The sequence below is a fragment of the Dolichospermum circinale AWQC310F genome (assembly GCF_000426925.1).
GTDB classification, from domain to species: domain Bacteria; phylum Cyanobacteriota; class Cyanobacteriia; order Cyanobacteriales; family Nostocaceae; genus Dolichospermum; species Dolichospermum circinale.
Genome location: NZ_KE384701.1, coordinates 1,326 through 18,181, shown reverse-complemented (window position 1 = coordinate 18,181; position 16,856 = coordinate 1,326). Strand labels below are relative to the sequence as shown.

The 16,856-nt window shown below is 37.6% G+C and carries 16 protein-coding genes and 4 pseudogenes; 16 read left to right on the top strand and 4 right to left on the bottom strand.

All coding sequences use genetic code 11. From position 1 onward, the window contains the following. Window positions 1–136: 136 nt before the first annotated feature. Window positions 137–292, top strand: coding sequence for a hypothetical protein (locus ACIR310F_RS24475; RefSeq protein WP_196803231.1), 156 nt, complete (start codon window positions 137–139; stop codon window positions 290–292). A gap of 21 nt (window positions 293–313) precedes the next feature. On the opposite strand, the gene ACIR310F_RS0116855 is transcribed toward ACIR310F_RS24475, so the two are convergent. Further along, entirely contained in the window at window positions 314–553 is a 240-nt protein-coding gene (locus ACIR310F_RS0116855) for a hypothetical protein (RefSeq protein ID WP_028084844.1), read from the bottom strand. A 192-nt stretch (window positions 554–745) separates the two neighbouring features. Between ACIR310F_RS0116855 and ACIR310F_RS0116850 the strand changes: the two genes are divergently transcribed. From ACIR310F_RS0116850 to ACIR310F_RS25775, 3 genes are all read left to right on the top strand, one after another. Then, complete coding sequence (locus ACIR310F_RS0116850) at window positions 746–1,327, top strand: Uma2 family endonuclease (RefSeq protein WP_028084843.1); 582 nt, start codon at window positions 746–748, stop codon at window positions 1,325–1,327. Between the two features lie 106 nt (window positions 1,328–1,433). Next, complete coding sequence (locus tag ACIR310F_RS25780) at window positions 1,434–1,589, top strand: hypothetical protein (RefSeq protein ID WP_231387581.1); 156 nt, start codon at window positions 1,434–1,436, stop codon at window positions 1,587–1,589. Between the two features lie 62 nt (window positions 1,590–1,651). Further along, window positions 1,652–1,819, top strand: a complete 168-nt coding sequence (locus tag ACIR310F_RS25775; RefSeq protein ID WP_155963882.1) for a hypothetical protein — start codon at window positions 1,652–1,654, stop codon at window positions 1,817–1,819. Window positions 1,820–1,928: 109 nt separating this feature from the next. Here ACIR310F_RS25775 and ACIR310F_RS0116840 read toward each other — a convergent pair whose 3' ends face one another. Then, complete coding sequence (locus tag ACIR310F_RS0116840; protein WP_028084842.1) at window positions 1,929–2,843, bottom strand: hypothetical protein; 915 nt, start codon at window positions 2,841–2,843, stop codon at window positions 1,929–1,931. 122 nt (window positions 2,844–2,965) lie between these two features. On the opposite strand from ACIR310F_RS0116840, the gene ACIR310F_RS0116835 reads away from it, so the two are divergent. The 12 genes and pseudogenes from ACIR310F_RS0116835 to ACIR310F_RS0116770 all read left to right on the top strand — a co-directional run bounded on the left by ACIR310F_RS0116835 (window position 2,966) and on the right by ACIR310F_RS0116770 (window position 13,897). Further along, the gene (locus ACIR310F_RS0116835; protein WP_028084841.1) at window positions 2,966–3,712 is read left to right on the top strand and encodes a sucrose-phosphate phosphatase; all 747 of its coding nucleotides are present in this window, start codon (window positions 2,966–2,968) and stop codon (window positions 3,710–3,712) included. Further along, window positions 3,709–4,350, top strand: coding sequence for a Holliday junction branch migration protein RuvA (gene ruvA, locus ACIR310F_RS0116830; RefSeq protein ID WP_028084840.1), 642 nt, complete (start codon window positions 3,709–3,711; stop codon window positions 4,348–4,350). Before ACIR310F_RS0116835 ends, ruvA begins: the two co-directional genes overlap by 4 nt. A gap of 156 nt (window positions 4,351–4,506) precedes the next feature. Then, window positions 4,507–4,866, top strand: a pseudogene (locus tag ACIR310F_RS22875) (DUF4870 domain-containing protein). 285 nt (window positions 4,867–5,151) lie between these two features. Next, entirely contained in the window at window positions 5,152–6,129 is a 978-nt protein-coding gene (gene hemB / locus ACIR310F_RS0116820) for a porphobilinogen synthase (RefSeq protein ID WP_028084839.1), read from the top strand. Window positions 6,130–6,325: 196 nt separating this feature from the next. Next, on the top strand, window positions 6,326–6,736 hold the full coding sequence (locus ACIR310F_RS0116815; RefSeq protein WP_028084838.1) for a hypothetical protein: 411 nt from the start codon (window positions 6,326–6,328) through the stop codon (window positions 6,734–6,736). Window positions 6,737–6,743: 7 nt separating this feature from the next. Further along, window positions 6,744–7,295 (top strand): annotated as a pseudogene (locus ACIR310F_RS22870) (transposase); the annotation flags it as partial. Window positions 7,296–7,482: 187 nt separating this feature from the next. Next, a pseudogene (locus ACIR310F_RS24470) lies at window positions 7,483–8,595 on the top strand (IS630 family transposase). 12 nt (window positions 8,596–8,607) lie between these two features. After that, window positions 8,608–8,718: pseudogene (locus tag ACIR310F_RS27020) on the top strand (flagellar motor protein); the annotation flags it as partial. Between the two features lie 135 nt (window positions 8,719–8,853). After that, window positions 8,854–9,810: an NUDIX hydrolase gene (locus tag ACIR310F_RS0116790; RefSeq protein WP_028084836.1), complete on the top strand. Its 957-nt coding sequence runs from the start codon at window positions 8,854–8,856 to the stop codon at window positions 9,808–9,810. A gap of 190 nt (window positions 9,811–10,000) precedes the next feature. Then, window positions 10,001–11,344 carry a guanitoxin biosynthesis MATE family efflux transporter GntT gene (gene gntT, locus ACIR310F_RS0116780; RefSeq protein WP_028084835.1) on the top strand — a complete coding sequence of 448 codons (1,344 nt, stop codon included), beginning with the start codon at window positions 10,001–10,003 and terminating at the stop codon, window positions 11,342–11,344. A gap of 304 nt (window positions 11,345–11,648) precedes the next feature. Continuing rightward, window positions 11,649–12,569, top strand: coding sequence for an aldo/keto reductase family protein (locus ACIR310F_RS0116775; RefSeq protein ID WP_231387580.1), 921 nt, complete (start codon window positions 11,649–11,651; stop codon window positions 12,567–12,569). A gap of 77 nt (window positions 12,570–12,646) precedes the next feature. After that, entirely contained in the window at window positions 12,647–13,897 is a 1,251-nt protein-coding gene (locus tag ACIR310F_RS0116770) for an acyltransferase family protein (RefSeq protein WP_028084833.1), read from the top strand. Window positions 13,898–13,899: 2 nt separating this feature from the next. On the opposite strand, the gene ACIR310F_RS0116765 is transcribed toward ACIR310F_RS0116770, so the two are convergent. Next, window positions 13,900–15,105 carry a glycosyltransferase family 4 protein gene (locus ACIR310F_RS0116765; RefSeq protein ID WP_028084832.1) on the bottom strand — a complete coding sequence of 402 codons (1,206 nt, stop codon included), beginning with the start codon at window positions 15,103–15,105 and terminating at the stop codon, window positions 13,900–13,902. A gap of 71 nt (window positions 15,106–15,176) precedes the next feature. After that, on the bottom strand, window positions 15,177–16,856 hold a 1,680-nt coding region (locus tag ACIR310F_RS27015), incomplete at its 5' end, for a GtrA family protein (protein WP_231387579.1).

The following is a 16,856-nucleotide window of genomic DNA, read 5'->3' as shown; positions in this document are numbered from 1 at the left end:
TTTTTGATTTTATCAAGAAAAGATCACTATTCTTTTCTTCTTTACCTCGGAGAATGAAAACCCCCTGCTCTACCAGCAGTCTTTAGAAATCAAAGAAAGCATTGGTAATGTCCAAGGTAAAGCCGCGACTTTGGCAATGTTGGGACAGTTATTAGCAGATGAAAAAGGAGATTTTGTTACAGCACTGGATTATTTACATCAGTCTTTAGAGATATTGCAGCGTATCAAATCTCCCGATGCTGAGACAGTGATGGGAATTATCAAACGAGTGCAACAAATGGCGAATGGTTAAGGTAATTTCTTAAACTTACCTTTAAGAAGCCCAACAAGTATGATCGGGAAAATTACCTGCTTTCCAATGCTGACGTAATTTAACCACTGCTCTTGTCAAAATATGCTGATAATTTTCAATATTAATGGCTTCAATTTCTTGAATTTTGCCATTATCTTTATCAAGATGAACTTTCCCTAAATGTTCTGGATCAGTACCAAAATTATAAGTAACACCTTGATCATCTTCATTAACCTTGACTAACATTACATAAAAAGCCATAAAACCCCAAAAAAGATGATTATGACAATAATTAAATCAATTAGAATCATTATTTTATCATAGGAATAATTTTATCAGATGCGATCACTGTTTAGGTATAATTTTGAAGTTGGTAGTAAACGCTTAATCAGTCTCACCCGTGGGTTTCTAGGCAATTAGGATATTATAAAAATAGCGCAAAAGGTGAATCAGATGGTTGTCACAACTTCTCAAGCTAAAAAAAATCCAGTTGTAGCTTTGCTATCAAACCTAACATGGGAAACTCTAGAAAAATTAGATGCAGATTTGGCAGAAACTGGAGCGCAGTTAACTTATTTAGATGGGTGTTTAGAAATTATGACTCCTTTATCTGATGCCCATGAAGAACCTAAAAATACTTTAGGTCAGCTTTTGGAGATTTATATGCGGGTGAAAAATATTCGTTTTTATGGACGTGGTAGTACAACAATTGGGACAAAAGAATTAGGCGCTCGCAAAGAACCAGATGAGTCTTATTGTTTGGGTACACGCAAACCAGTTCCAGACTTGGCAATTGAGATAATAGTCACCAGTGGTGGAATTGACACCCTAGAAATTTATCGTCGAGTCGGAGTATCAGAAGTTTGGTTTTGGCAAGATGGTGTAATTTCGGTTTATTGTTTGCGTTCTACAGGATATGACTTAGTAAGTAAGAGTGAATTATTACCAGAATTGGATTTGCGGTCACTAGAGTTTTATTCTCGAATGGCAGATCAATATGATGCAGTGAATGATTTTATGCGATCGTTGATTTAGAGAAGAAGCGATAGCGAAGCGCTCCGTAGGAATCGCCCTCTACCAGCAGTCCTTAGAAATTGAAGAAAGCATTGCCAATGTCCAAGGTAAAGCCGCGACTTTGGCGATGTTGGGACAGTTGTTAGCATACAAAAAAGGAGATTTTGTTACAGCACTGGATTATTTACATCAGTCTTTAGAGATATTGCAGCGTATCAAATCTCCCGATGCTGAGAAAGTGAAAGAAATGATCAAACGAGTGCAACAAATGGCAAACGCTTAAGGTACTTTCTTAAACTTCTAAATTCTGAAAATGCTGCAACAAACATCAAAACAAGAAACTGAATGGGAGTTTCCAGAAATCTGGGTAGATACTTTGATATCTCCTCCTTGTTACAACAAAATATAGGAATCCGGTTTGATTCTGTGAATTTACTTGTGTGGTCAGGGAACAGGGAACAGGGAACAGGGAACAGGGAACACAGGAATAAAGACAGAATTGATACCTACTGAGTCTTGTATGGCTACGCCACGTAAGCTATCAAAAATCAAATATTATTCCTATATTGATTAAGTCATTGCAAGAGACATTTGAGAAAATGTCTCTCTTTTTTGTAAATATCTAATCAACTTTAAACCTAGCTAATAATTCCTCACGGGAAAGATTAGATAAATTAAGCAATAACTGGGTTCTTTCTGTTAATGAAAGTTCCATTAACGGACTGACAATAGCAGATAACTCCTCATCTAAATTACCAAAATGCACCGCTAACAAACTCTCTACCATCAAACGTTGTCCGTCTTTTTGTCCTTGTTGTCTTCCTTCCTCTATTCCCTCTTGTTTCCATTCTTCCCGTTGTTTAAGATATGCTGGTGATAAACTCATAATTAATTCCCTTTCTTCATCACTGACATTACTATTTAATTCTAAATTCTTCCGCCAAGATGCGAAAATTTCTACCAGTCTTTCCCATTTATGATTATTTTCCGAAAGTCTTACCACTTGGGTAATAGCTTCCGTTTGAGTTTTACCTCTTCCCATGACCCTTAACCATAGTGTATCCTCTGTTATGGGTAATTGGTTAATAGCAACAATGGCGGTTTTCTGATATTTGGGTAAAAAATAAACTCCTGTTTCCCATTTCTCCTTTGTTTGCGCTCCAAAACCTGCGAGTATTCTTTCAGAACAAGTTGGTGTTAAAATCCATAGAAGGGGTAATTCTTGTTCAGAAATAGAACGTTTTTCTCGTTTCGCTTCTCGCAATAAATCACCTTGTACACTATACAATTTTAACAAACAAGTTCTAATTTCTACTTCATTAGGTGCATTGCGGTAAGGTTCAAATAAACAGCTTGTAACTGCCATTTTTCCTAATAATCCTAATTCGGAATTTGTAGATGTTGTAGTTGGAACAAACCAAACATCTATTTCTTGAACTTCGCTTTTTACATCTTTACTGGTTTCTACCTTACCTAGAGGTTTCAATAGTTCTTCTAGATATTCTTTGGCCAGTTGGTCGTGGACTTGTCGTGTCATGAATTTCCTAGTATAGCCGTAATTTCTAATTTCCAGGGCTTGTTTTTGAATTAGGAATTGTACAGTAAGTGCCAAAACAACATACACTTTTTGTGAATTAACCTCACAATCATGAGTTGGCCATGAATAAGTTTTTATTCGTAAGCGATTTAGATCATACCTTAGTAGGCGATGATCAGGCATTGTTGGTATTGAGCGATCGCTTGCAACAGCATCGTCAACAATATGGTACAAAGATAGTCTACTCTACAGGGCGATCGCCTGTGCTTTACCGCGAACTCCAACGGGAAAAAAATCTCTTTTCCCCGGATGCTCTAGTTCTCTCTGTTGGTACGGAAATATATTTGCATGGTAGCAACGATCCTGACACAGAATGGGCAGATATTCTCTCTCAAGGTTGGCATCGGGAAAAGATTTTATCCATTACTGAGCAATTCCCGGAATTAGTGTTACAGCCGGATACAGAACAACGTCCTTTTAAAGTCAGTTTTTTCCTGAAAGCTGAATTATCGGGCATTTTACCACAACTTGAGACAGAATTGCAAAAATCCCAACTAAATATAAAATTAATTTATAGTAGTGAAATCGACCTTGACATCTTACCCCATACCAGCGATAAAGGTCAAGCAATGCAGTTCCTCCGTCAGAAGTGGAAATTTGCAGCCGAGCAGACTGTTGTTTGTGGTGATTCAGGTAATGATATTGCTTTGTTCGCTGTTGGTAGGGAACGGGGAATCATTGTCGCTAATGCTCGTGAGGAGTTATTGCAATGGTATCATCAGCATCCCGCTGACTATCGTTACCTCGCACAAAATCGTTGTGCTGCTGGGATTATGGAAGGTTTAAAATATTTTGGTTTCCTAGAATGATTAGCTATCTTAAAGGTATCGTCGCCGGTGTCCAAGCCATTACCCCTAATCGTGTTATCTTGACCTTAGAGGTAAATGGCATGGGTTACGATTTGCAAATTCCTCAACGTCTGGCCAACCAGTTAACATCTACTGGAGATGTGGTACAAATTTTTACCCATTACCAGATCCGGGAAGAAGTACCTATGCTCTACGGTTTTTCTTCTCCCTCGGAACGGGATTTATTTCGTCATTTACTCAGTGTCAGTGGTATTGGTGCTTCCTTGGCTATCGCACTCTTGGATACAATGGAATTACCAGAGTTAGTTCAAGCTATTATCGCTGCTAATATCCAAATCTTAATTCAAGCTCCTGGTATAGGCAAAAAGACCGCTGAACGCATCTGTTTAGAACTCAAGAGTAAATTAATCGAATGGCGCAAATCAGCCGGCTTCTTCGTCGCTACGGGCGGACCTGCACCAGGAATTTTAGAAGAAGTGCAAATGACTCTCTTTGCTTTGGGGTATACTGCTCATGAAGTTAGTAATGCTTTGCACGTCGTTAGTGAAGATGTTGGTTTACCCAAAAACGCCTATGTAGAGGATTGGATTAGACAAGCGATCGCTTATTTGAGCAGCAATGATATGATTTTACAGTAGATTACAGGATTAGGAGGTACAAATGTTCATAGTAAAACTCTGATTGTGTCTGCATCCTACCAGCTTATATGTACCTCAATCATAATGCAATCATTATACAATCATATTTAACCTAACCTAATTACGCCCTCTGCAATATAGTTATAGGAGGAAAGAATGTACGACAGCGATAAACGTAAACTATTATCAGCCTTGTGTCACGGAGCAATTTTTTTTAGCACTACAATTGTCTCCGTTGGTTTACCCATAGCTATATTATTTGTATCAGATGATCCTGTCGTCAAAGAGAACGCGAAGGAACCTATCAATTTCCATTTTAACGTTTGGTTCTATGGAGCAATTCTCGCAGCTTTGTTTTTTTTAACCGGTTAGTTGGTTTTAACCCTAATCATCCTGTTACCACTAGCAGGTTTAGGGTATATATTACACTGGGGATTAACCATTTGGGCGCTAATTGCTGTTTTCAGTAATCCTGAACAACCCTACCGTTATCCGTTTATTTTCCGGGTTTTTTAAAACATAGTATTTCCCTGCTGCTGTCACCTCCGGGAATAGGGAATTAACCGCGATATTAAGACCATGGAGAATATTGACATTTTTTTAAGATTGTTTTTTGCCAATTGGTGATCAGCAAATGTCCATCAAGTTGTAAAATATAAAATTGCCCCACAGCTTCATCAACAGTAGGGCAAAAGACAGTTAAAGCACTGCTTGTAGTTTGTCTGAATAAAGCCAGCTAAAAACCTGCTTCTGTGACGCTTTATTCTGTGTCCATCGTATTGTTTTCTCTGCACAAAATTTATGTTTCCTATCCACCGTCCCCGTCGTCTGCGTAGCCATACCCAATTACGTCGTATGGTACGTGAAACCGTTTTAACTACTAGCGATTTGATTTATCCATTGTTTGCTGTACCAGGGGAAAGTATAGCCAAAGAAGTCAAATCTATGCCCGGTGTTTATCAACTTTCCGTAGATAAAATTGTTGAGGAAGCTAAAGAAGTTTATGATTTAGGCATTCCCGCAATTATCCTATTTGGAATTCCTGAAGATAAAGATATAGATGCTACCGGCGCGTGGCACGATTGTGGTATTGTCCAAAAAGCAGCAACCGCAGTTAAAAATGCTGTTCCTGATTTAATTGTCATGGCTGATACTTGTTTGTGTGAGTATACAAGTCATGGCCATTGTGGTTATTTACAAGTTGGGGATTTAACAGGTAGAGTATTAAATGATCCAACTTTGGAATTATTAAAGAAAACCGCAGTTTCCCAAGCTCAAGCTGGTGCAGATATTATCGCACCTTCGGGAATGATGGATGGTTTTGTGCAAGCAATTCGCGCTGGTTTGGATGCAGCGGGCTTTGAACATATCCCTATTATGTCCTATGCTGCTAAATATGCTTCAGCTTATTATGGACCATTTAGAGATGCGGCAGACTCAACACCACAATTTGGAGATAGACGCACGTACCAAATGGACCCCGGTAACGCTAGGGAAGCCCTGAAAGAGATTGAGTTAGATATCGCTGAAGGTGCGGATATGCTGATGGTTAAACCAGCATTGGCATATATGGATATTATCTGGCGCGTTAAAGAAGCTAGTAATTTACCTGTAGCGGCTTACAATGTGTCCGGTGAGTATGCAATGGTGAAAGCAGCGGCTTTAAATGGTTGGATTGATGAGCAACGTGTTGTTATGGAAACTTTGACTGGGTTTAAACGGGCTGGTGCTGATTTGATTTTGACTTACCACGCTAAGGATGCGGCTCGGTGGTTGTAAGTTAAGATATTATCTCACGCAGAGGCGCAGAGGCGCGGAGAGTGTTTTTGTGTTTGGGCGTGAGATTTTTTTGTGGTTTTTGTTGAGTTTATGGGCGTGAAATTTTGCAAACATCCTTTTACATAGTTGACTAAAATTATTGACTATTTGTGCAATAATATTGAAACATACACTATTAAAATAGGCTATAGGGTTTGTGACTCTGACAAAAATTAGCCCCGGACAACCACTGACTGATATACAGAAAAATGGCTTACAGTTGGTATCCCTGTTGACTGGGGGTAAGCGGGATGTTGTTTTAGCTATTGATGTTACGGAAAGTGTTGGTTTTAATGATCAAGGCCGGATTCGTTTACGTCAAATAGTTACAGACAGTCTGAAAATCGGTGATTCTGTTTATGTTGTTCCCTTCGCTCAAAATTTGGTTTTTGATGATGTCATATCTGTAGAAAATCCTTTGGGAACACCTATATATTTTGGGCAGAAAAATGCAGAAAATATTGATAAAGTATTAGCTAAAATTCCAGAAGTGTTGAATGTTAAGAAATCTGTGATAAAAATAGCCCAAAATATATTAAAATTTGAGCAAGCTATATCAAAATATTGATTTGATCATGATTATAAATTCATTTCCCAAGATTGTCAAAGACATCCTCAAATCCTTGCCAAAAAATGATTATCCGGTTTTGAACACCCGTCTTTACTTTGAGTGTTGGTTGGGTTATGCCTTGGATAATAGTTTAACAAGTATGAGGGACTTATTTAAAAGATTAAACAATACAGGGATTGATGTAAGGATTTCGACTTTTTCCAAGGCTAACACACACAGAAATCAAGAAATCTTCCAAAAGATTTATCATCAATTGAATAAATTAGTCCAGAAAAAAGCTCACAAAAAGTTACATGATAAATACGCCATTTGTCCAATTGATTCTACAGTAATTACCTGAACAAGTAAGTTACTATGGGTTTGAGGACATCATCAAGTAAAACTTTTTAGTTCCCTCAATCTGTCAACAGGAAGTCCAGAAGATAATTTGATAAATTTTGGACATAATCATGATTATAAATTTGGTTCATCAATGATGTCTAATTTACCACAAGATGCTGTTGGGGTAATTGATAGAGGTTTTGCGGGACTAAATTTTATGCAGGAATTAGTGCAAACTGAATATGTAAACTTTTGTAACGACATTCAACATTTCTGAATTAAGACCTAAATGTTTAGACAGCATTTACTGATTTAATGTCGAATGCGTTTATGATATTAAGCTGTTGTGCAGCTAGATTGTATAATAGAGAATTAAGTAACTAAGCGATTCCTACGGAGCGCTTCGCTATCGCTTCTGAATTATGCCAGCCAAAAACCATCTATCTCAAGAACAGAGAGAAAAGCTATTAAAACACCTAAAAGAGCAAGATAATCCTTATGTAAGAGAGAAAATACTAATATTATTGTTGATGAATGATGGAAAAACTTACCAGGAAATAAGTGATTTTTTAGACATAGGATATACAACAGTAGCAGATTGGGCAGTGCATGGAGATCCGGATAACATAGACAGTTTTTTAGATGGAAGAAGAGCAGGTAACTTCCGGAAAGTAACAAAAGAATATGAGAATTTGTTGTTAGAAGTAATTGAGAAGAACCCTGATGAATGTGGATATGAATTTGGCAGATGGACATCAGCAAGATTAGCGACATATCCAGAAATACAGACAGGAATAAAGTTAAGTAGTTCGCAAGTAAGGAGAATTTTAGAGAGAAAAAAGTACGTTTACCTTTGGGCAAAGTATAGCCTAGAGGATAAACAGAATCCAGGGAAGCGTAAGTTATTTAAAGAAAAATTAGCTGAATATTTAAAAATAACGAAATCATCCCCAGAGCGTTTACAGGTATAGTTTTGGGACGAGAGTGGATTTAGTTTAAGAGTGATAAGAAGAAAAACATGGGGAAAGAAAGGCCACAGAAAAGAGGTGACAGGACAAAGAAGAAGGGGAAGAGTGAATATTATGGGAGGGTTGCGTTACCATGACAAGAAAAGAATAAATTTTGTGATTAAACAGGGAAATGCAGATGTGTTTTATGAACAGTTAAAATCTCTCAACCATTTTTGAAAACAGGAATGGATAGAAGCAGGAAATAAGCCTGAAGACTTTAATGATAATTCAGCTAAAATAGTGATTATTCTTGATAATGCTAGTTACCATAAAAGAAAAGATATTTTGGCTCGTATTCAAGCAGAAATGCCAAATATTATTCTGGAATTTTTACCACCTTATAGTCCAGATTATAATTTAATTGAACTGGTATGGCATTCAGCGAAAGAATATATAGCTCACAGATTATTTGAATCAGTAGAACAGTTAGAAGAATTATTAAATAAATTGCTAAACGAAGGAGGTCTTATTATTAAATGGGAGCGCAAAGTTAAAAATAAAGGTAATACTGTTTATTTGATTTAGCTGCACAACAGCTTACCAAATGGACAATTTGCAGCAATAGCGCGTGAAGATGATGTCACAGGACGACGAATTGAAATCCGTTTTACCCGCTTGGGAGAAGTACAAGAAGTTAGCGGGACTTAGACAAGAAAAGGTTATAATTAGTATGGATGTATCAAAGCTTTTTCATCAAACTAACCCCCATGAGAGAGCTATTTCCTAGTTGACAATTTTATAAACAAAACTATACACACATTAATTTGAAGGTGATTATCGCTTGTGAATCAAAGCTGGGAATATTTTGCTTATCTTGAGAAAGTAGTTGCTGCTCTGGTAGATTTACCCCAAGGTAAAGCATTATCTGAGGCACTGATTGCAGGTTGTGATTTTGTTCACTTGATCCATCCCATTGAGGTAGTAGGCGTAACCAGAATTCAGGTGCGGGAGGGACATGGTGCACAAAACCTAAATGATGAGCCACTTGACACGCAATTCCATGCTTACTTGGAAACTGTGATTAATCCTCAGATTCGTAGTGGTATGCTCACAGATGGCAGCAAACCGGGAACTTATGATGATCGCAAAGTCCGTTGGTCTGGGGCGGGAGTAGCGGGATTCTGGTCTCGCAGTCAAGACACCTTCACCCTGGAAGTTGGGCCTACCAGCTACCCACAATGTCGTCTGGATATGACCCGTAGTCCGTTAGACACAATAAAGCTGATGATGCGCGGCCTGACAAATTATAATGATCCCTACGCCTATTTTGCCAGAGGAATTGGGGTAGCGGTGATTCCTCTGACTGCTGATGGTCATGTCTACATTGGTAAGCGATTGAATTCATCTGATCACATAGGCGTTCTCAACTTTGTGGCTGGTTGGGCGACATTTTCTCCGACAGTTCAAGGCATCAATTTTTATCAAGATGCTCAACGAGAATTGAAGGAAGAAGTAAATGTTGCTATGACCTTAAATCACAAGAATACTCGGTTTGTTGGTATGTCTGGAAACCCGCTCACAGGGGAAGTGGATTTGGTATTCGTGGTGCAAACCCAAATGCCTGATCGCCATTTTCGCACAGGTCGGTGGGAAGAGCATTCTCATTTGGTTCCTATTCGTAGTCAAGCAGAAGCTGAGGCGCTGCTAGAATATGGAATGTTACCAACACAGCAAGAAGCTTGTTCTCTCATGTTTTCTTCTCGCTTGGGCTTAGAATACCTACTTCAACACCATTGGTGAATATACACAATTCTCAATATGAGAATTGTGGGGGTCAACGCAATTTTGTTAGGTGCTAAAACCAAGAACAGAAATGGGCTAGTTCGGGATGCGTGTGATCGCCATGAAAAAGGGAGTATCCCACGAAATCCCATTGCTCCCAGTATAGGCATTGTTGTAAAATGTATTTGATTATCTATCCCAAAAGACTGTGACATTGCTTCAATACGACTTTCTATATCGCTTTCTGAAAACTGCTACTGTGAATGTAGTATCTAATATTACGATACCCCTGTCTGGTGCAATCAGCGTCGCTTTCTTGGGACACTTATCAAGCATTAGTTATTTAGCAGGAGTGGCATTAGGTGCTATTTTGTTTGATTTTCTCTATGAGAGTTGTTCGTTTATCAAGTCAGGAACAACCGCAGTTACATCTCAAGCCGTTGGCAGAGATGATCGAGAAGCAATGTTGTTAGCAGGACTACAAAATGTCTTAATTGCTTTGGGATTGGGTATCCTGTTTCTGCTACTGCAATACCCTATAGGGAAGCTAGGTTTTATGTTGTTAAATGCTAGTTCAGACGTAGAACTTGCTGGTATGGCTTATTTTCAGGGACGAATTTGGGGAGCGCCTGTGGCTTTAGTTAATTTCGTCTTAGTTGGCTGGTTTCTTGGCAGAGAAAAAAATCGTCAAGTCCTTTTACTAACTGTTATAGGTAACATTGCTAATGTTCTACTCAATTACGTTTTCATTGTGCTTTGGGATTGGTCAAGCATGGGGGCTGGATTGTCCCAAGCTATTAGCCAGTATATAACTTTATTTGTAGGGCTGGCGATGATTAGCCGTGAAGTTACGTTCCAAGAAGTAGTTGATTTAATAGGGAAAGTCCGCAGTTTTTCCGCATTGCAAAATCCTTTTGTTCTCAACAGCAATCTATCTGTTAGGTCTGTAGTTATCGTATGTATTTTTGTCCTTTTTAATGTTTTTAGTGCAACATTAGGAACTAATATTTTGGCGGAAAATGTTTTACTTATGCAAGTAGTAGCGTTAAGTATGTATATGTGTGATGGAGTAGAATACGCTACAACAACTTTAACAGGTAACTTTCAAAGTCAAGGCGAAACACATAAACTTGTCCCACTTTTGCAAATTGCATTAGCAACTAATCTGGTAATTGGTTTAGTAGTTGGGTTGGCTGCTGTCTTTTTTCCTGACCCCATATTTAATATATTCACTAACCATTCTGAATTGGTAGAAGCAATTAGAGTTTATATTCCTTGGGTGCTGCTTGTTGTAGTGTGGTCGGGATTTGCTTATATTTTAGATGGATATTTTGCTGGCTTGGGTGAGGGAGTTGCTGTACGCAATACATACTTAATCAGTGGCTTGCTGGGATTCATCGGTCTATGTTTATCAACTTTCTATTTTCATAGCAATCATTTTTTATGGTTGACTCTATTCATATTTATGTTATCGTGTACTCTGACTATGGGAATACAGATACCCGTGACTTTGCCATCAAATGAGGAAAAAGAAACTGTTGTCAACTCATAATCAAATTTAATTTATCTTGATAATATGATAATACCGCCCAAACTTTCATATTATCATAGCAATTGGGCGGTTCAGATTATTTGGATTAAACCATTTTTACATGAAGACGCACCAGAATCCCCACCGCCGCACCTGCCCTCTTGAGGGGAGGTTGGGAGGGGTAAAAATAAAAATAATGTGCAGCTTCATATTAAATTGGTATTAATTAGTTTCTGATCGTAAATCAAGAGCAAAATACTAAGGAAATCATAAATACAATGAAATCATAAATACAATGAAATACAGAAAATTAGGTAACAGTGAATTGCTTATTTCTGAAATCAGTCTTGGTTCATGGGGTATTCATGAAGGTGTAGAAAAGGAAAATGCGGAAGCTTGTATTTACAAAGCCTTTGACATGGGGATTAACTTTATTGATACTTCTAATTCTTATGCGGCTGGCGGTGCTGAGTCATTTCTCGGTGAAGTATTACAAGGAATTGATCGCTCATCGTATCTCTTAGCAACGAAGGTATTTTTTCCCACGTCACCTGTTGATCGAGGGCTGTCAGCAGCCCAGATCAAAAAACAAATTGATGCTTCCTTAAACCGATTGCGTACCGATTATGTTGACCTATATCAATGCCATCGTTACGATCCCGATACACCTTTGGAGGAAACAATGACAGCATTGACTGAGGTAGTGCGTCAGGGAAAAGCTCGTTACATAGGCTTTAGCGAGTGGACTCCAGAGCAAATTCAGTCTGCGCTTGATATTGCTGAAGTTGAAAACTTTGTTTCCAGCCAACCGCAGTATTCCATGCTGTGGCGCACACCGGAAGCTGAAGTATTTCCATTGTGTGCGGCTAATGGTATCGGTCAGATTGTTTGGTCACCACTAGCTCAAGGTGTACTTACAGGCAAATACCAGCTAGGACAATCTCCACCTGCAAATTCTCGCGCTGCAAATGAGAAAATGAATTGGTATTTGCTGGATGAGTTGTTTAGTGATTCCATTCTTACAGCAGTACAGAACCTAAAACCGATTGCCCAAGACTTAGGGTTAAGTATGGCACAGTTAGCTCTGGCTTGGGTAATACATTCTGAATATGTATCTTCAGCCATTATCGGTGCTAGTTGTCCGAAACAAATTGTTGACAATGCCGGTGCTTCAGGAGTGCAACTGAATGCGGACGTATTGGCAGCAATTGACGAGGTGTTCGTATCAGTTATTCGTAAGTCATGAAAATAGTATAGATAAGAAGGATCACTGAAAAAATACGGAACAACCCGAACTACTATATTAGAGGTGAGTGAAATCCCATGAAAATGGATGTAAAAATGGAGCCTGATAACAGAAGTGATTATTCTTTAGAAAAACATTCAAGCTACGACTTTAACTTAGAGGGTATTAGAGGACTTGCTGCACTTTCAGTGTCATCATCTCATGTTTTTTTTCTAAAAAACTTTTTAGACCCTACTTACCATCCCAATATTTATTTTGGTTATTTACAAGCGGCACATAGTGCTGTCTTACTATTCTTTGTTTTATCAGGCTACGTCATTGGTTTAACAACCACAAAAGAGTTCTCAATTCACCAGGTTCATAATTATATATTACGCCGAGCTATTAGAATTTTACCAATTTATCTCATTGCTATTTGTTTCGGAGTATTAGCTGAACCAAATGAAAAATTAAATGTAGTTTTAGGAAATTTATTTTTCTTACAAAATTTTGATAAATACTTTGCTTTTTCACTACCTCCTATAGCAGGTGATGGAGCTATATGGAGTTTAAATTACGAAATTCTATATTATTTAGTTTTTATTTTAATCTGGTGGTTGCGACCTAAAATCTTAGATTTATTTTTAGCTGCTCTTATAATCACTATTATTGGTTGGTTTTTTCGGTTATTTCCACAATTTATTTCTGGTTATACATCCGGATGGATTTTTTGGTTGAGTGGGCTATTATTATCATGGAAAGTACCACGAGCAAACAACGAATCATTTTTTCCTCTTATTAGCTATATTTTATTATTTCATGCTACCAATCATTTTTTCACATGTAAATTGATTTTAAACGATCCAGTTTTCCCCGGTATGGTCAGTTTGGTGGATTTAACAATTCTGCCAATATGTATATTAATAATCTGTGAAATCACAGGTCGCTATTTTTCTGGTTTTAGTTATTTGCGTTTACTATGTTTCTTTATACCTATTATTCACTTAGCTTGGATAGTTTTAAAGGGACATATTTTTCAAGATTCGCAATTGGTAGCAGCGTCTTTTTTCACTATACTGGCAATTTTATTAGTTAAATATAATACATCCGCTAACTGGTTAAAAAAAATGAGTTTTATGGGTCGTATTTCTTATGCATTCTATCTATTACATATGCCGATTGCGATACTCATGCATAAATACTTTCCTTGGCAGGGAACAGTTGTGAGTTTTTTACTAGGTGTATTAATTTGGCTTGTAATCACAATAGTATTATCAAGCTTTCTGGAGATTGTTGTACAACCTAAGATTAAATACTATGTAAGTACATCCTTTTTAGTAAAAACTTGATCTTACTTCTTTCTCTTTTGAAGCTCACAGATATAAAGTTCTTCGAGTCGTTCTATGTGATTCCTTATGTCGTATTGTTGGGCACAGAGAAAAGCATTGTTAATGATCCTTTCTCTCAGACATGAATCGTTTAAGAGTGTTAGTATCCCTTCGGCAATTTGATCACTGTTCTTGTAATCAACTACCCAGGCATTTTCTTTGTGTACAGCATAATCCAAAGCAGTACCTGTCAGAGTAATAACAGATGGAACCTTAGAAAGCATTGCTTCTACATAGACGAGACCGAAAGCCTCTAGATCAGAACCAATAGGCACATGAACAAAAATATCAAATAACCTGAACAGCGCAAAAAGATCCTCTTCAAATGGGATTTCAACATAGCTGTGCTCAGGTAATTGCGATAACTTATCTGTGATACTGATAATGTCGTCGTATTGAGGCGCAACGATGTCCTCTTTGCGAGCACTACGCTTTTGCTCCTCGAATTTGGCACGATTTACATGTGTACCGGAAAGGACTAAGATTGCGTTGGGATAAGTTTCGAGAACCTTTTTGTATGCTTCAATGATGTATTCAACTCCTTTCGATCTGACATACCTCGCAGCCACACCGATAACATGTCCATCATGATTTGCTAGATACTTTGATCGCAATTTCTCAATACGAGAAGGCTCTACATTTTCAAATTCACTGATATCAAATCCCATTGGTATAACTGTGATTTTATCATCTGGTATACCGTCTTCTATCATACCTTGCTTGCATGAGTTGCTAGCACCGATAATATTAGTGGCGCACTCCCATATCAAGTGATGCTTGCTTGGAGCATGACGTGTATAGTATTTAATTGAAGGATGTTCTCTGAAAAAGATTCGTACTGGAACATGTGCGTAGTAGGCAGCTTGAATTCCAGCCAAGCTTCCCGCGAACCAATGAGTTTGAACAATATCAGTCTTATTTCTAATCAAGTGTTCGTAGATAAATTTGACAATCTCTGGGGTATTGCTATAGTCCTGATAGGAAGTAACAGTACACGGAATATCCATCTGGTTTAAAAAGGAGATAATCGTATCACCTTGATTAAGAATGACATAGTCGATTGCAAATTTACTTTTATCGATATACTTGGCGACCAATTCAAAGGGAACCCAACGAATATGGTGCGTGAAAATATAGGTAATTTTAATTCTCTGTTGTGCTACTGCCATAACTGTAAAAATTAGTAGTCCTTGTATAAATGATTGGTTGTATTGGGATTTTATAGCCAAGCTGGTAGACTTCAGGCTTGTAAAACATCCTCTAAATTGGAAGAAAGTTTTTCTATATTGCCTTGTCTCACCTGCCAATTTAGCTTGAGGTTAAACCAGAAATTCCAAAGAGTAACGCAGGCGATCGCTACCAACTTAGCAATATATTCATTCACACCTAATCTATAAAAAAGCAAATTGACAATTAAACTATTCAAAATTAACCCCAAAAAACAAATCAGATTGAATTTGAAAAAACGTTGTAATCGCTGACGGATTGATTGCTGCTTTTCATAAACATCACTAAAAGTAAACACATCATTCCAAAAGAAATTGTTAATAATTGCAATCTCTGTTGAAAGCATGGTACTGGGAGTTAACGCTAAACCTAACGGCTTGTGCAGGAGGGTAAACACTCCCATGTCTATCGCTACCCCACCCAAACCCACTAGGGCAAAACGGATAAACAAAGCTACAGGTAAACAGGACAAGTCTAACTTCAGTTTTGGATAATCAATGTATAGATGGACATTCTCTCTACTTCTTACTTCTCTAATTTCACCAACCTGATGTTCTTGACACATTTCACTTAGTTCTCCAAATTTAAAAACATTTTCTATTCTTGCTGTTTCTATTTTTTTTGCAGTTTTTTCGAGCTGCCACAGTTCTGTGAGTGGGTCGTCAATCGACCTAAGTGAATAGGTTTTATCTTCCTTAAATCGAGTGAGCAGGTTTTGGGTATTCGTCATATCAGAATCAAACAAAAAGATATTATGGGCTTCTTGGGGGAGAATTGGCAGATGATCATCTTTCACAATTAGTAAATTGACATTTGAATTGAAAAGATGATTGAAGATTAGCAAGCTTCCGATATTATACATATGGTTGGTACTTAATAATAAAGTATTATCAAGTTGATTGATATATTTGGCTGTTGTTATAGAATATTGATTCCCGATTTGTAGCCACCAAGTATCAGCTTTAAAGAGCATTACATCTGAAACCATTCCAGCCAAGAGAAATCCAACCATTAAACCTTGCCAAATTTTTTGCTGCCAGTGCTTCTCCGAGAAGATATGGACACCTAAAACATAAGCGACAGCAATTTGGAGGCTGAGGTATAAAGGCAACTGATACCGAAAAACAGTGGAGCGAATTCCACCCAAAATCAAATCTGGTAACACCAAGCAAATAGATGGAACTCCCCCTAAAAGAATTAGAAATAAAGTAAATTTAGGTAACTTTTTATTGAAGAAAAAATACAGTATATAAAATATTAATAGTGTAAACAAAAATCCAGTTATAATGTGATAGTTTATATGTTCTATTTCAAAAAAAGACTTATTAACTAAAGGGATATAAGTACTCAAGTTAAAGTCAAAAAATATTCGAGATGTCTGAGCCAGCCAAATAGCAATTAACTCAAGAGGATTATCTAATTTATATAATGATACATGGGAAGTTAATTGTTTTGCCGTGGTGATATGAGCGATAAATACAAATATCCATGGAAGAAAAATAAATAGCCCAACTGTAGTTGCGAACAAATAATTGGCAATACTTTTGTTAAACCGAAAGCCCTGCTGAGAAACTACATAAATGCCATGAGCCACTGCTACTAAAGCGGTCAATAAATGGGTATACAGTCCCACCGCTATGGTCAGGCCATATATTGCCCAGTTCAAAAAAGTTTCATGTCGCAGAGTCCTCAA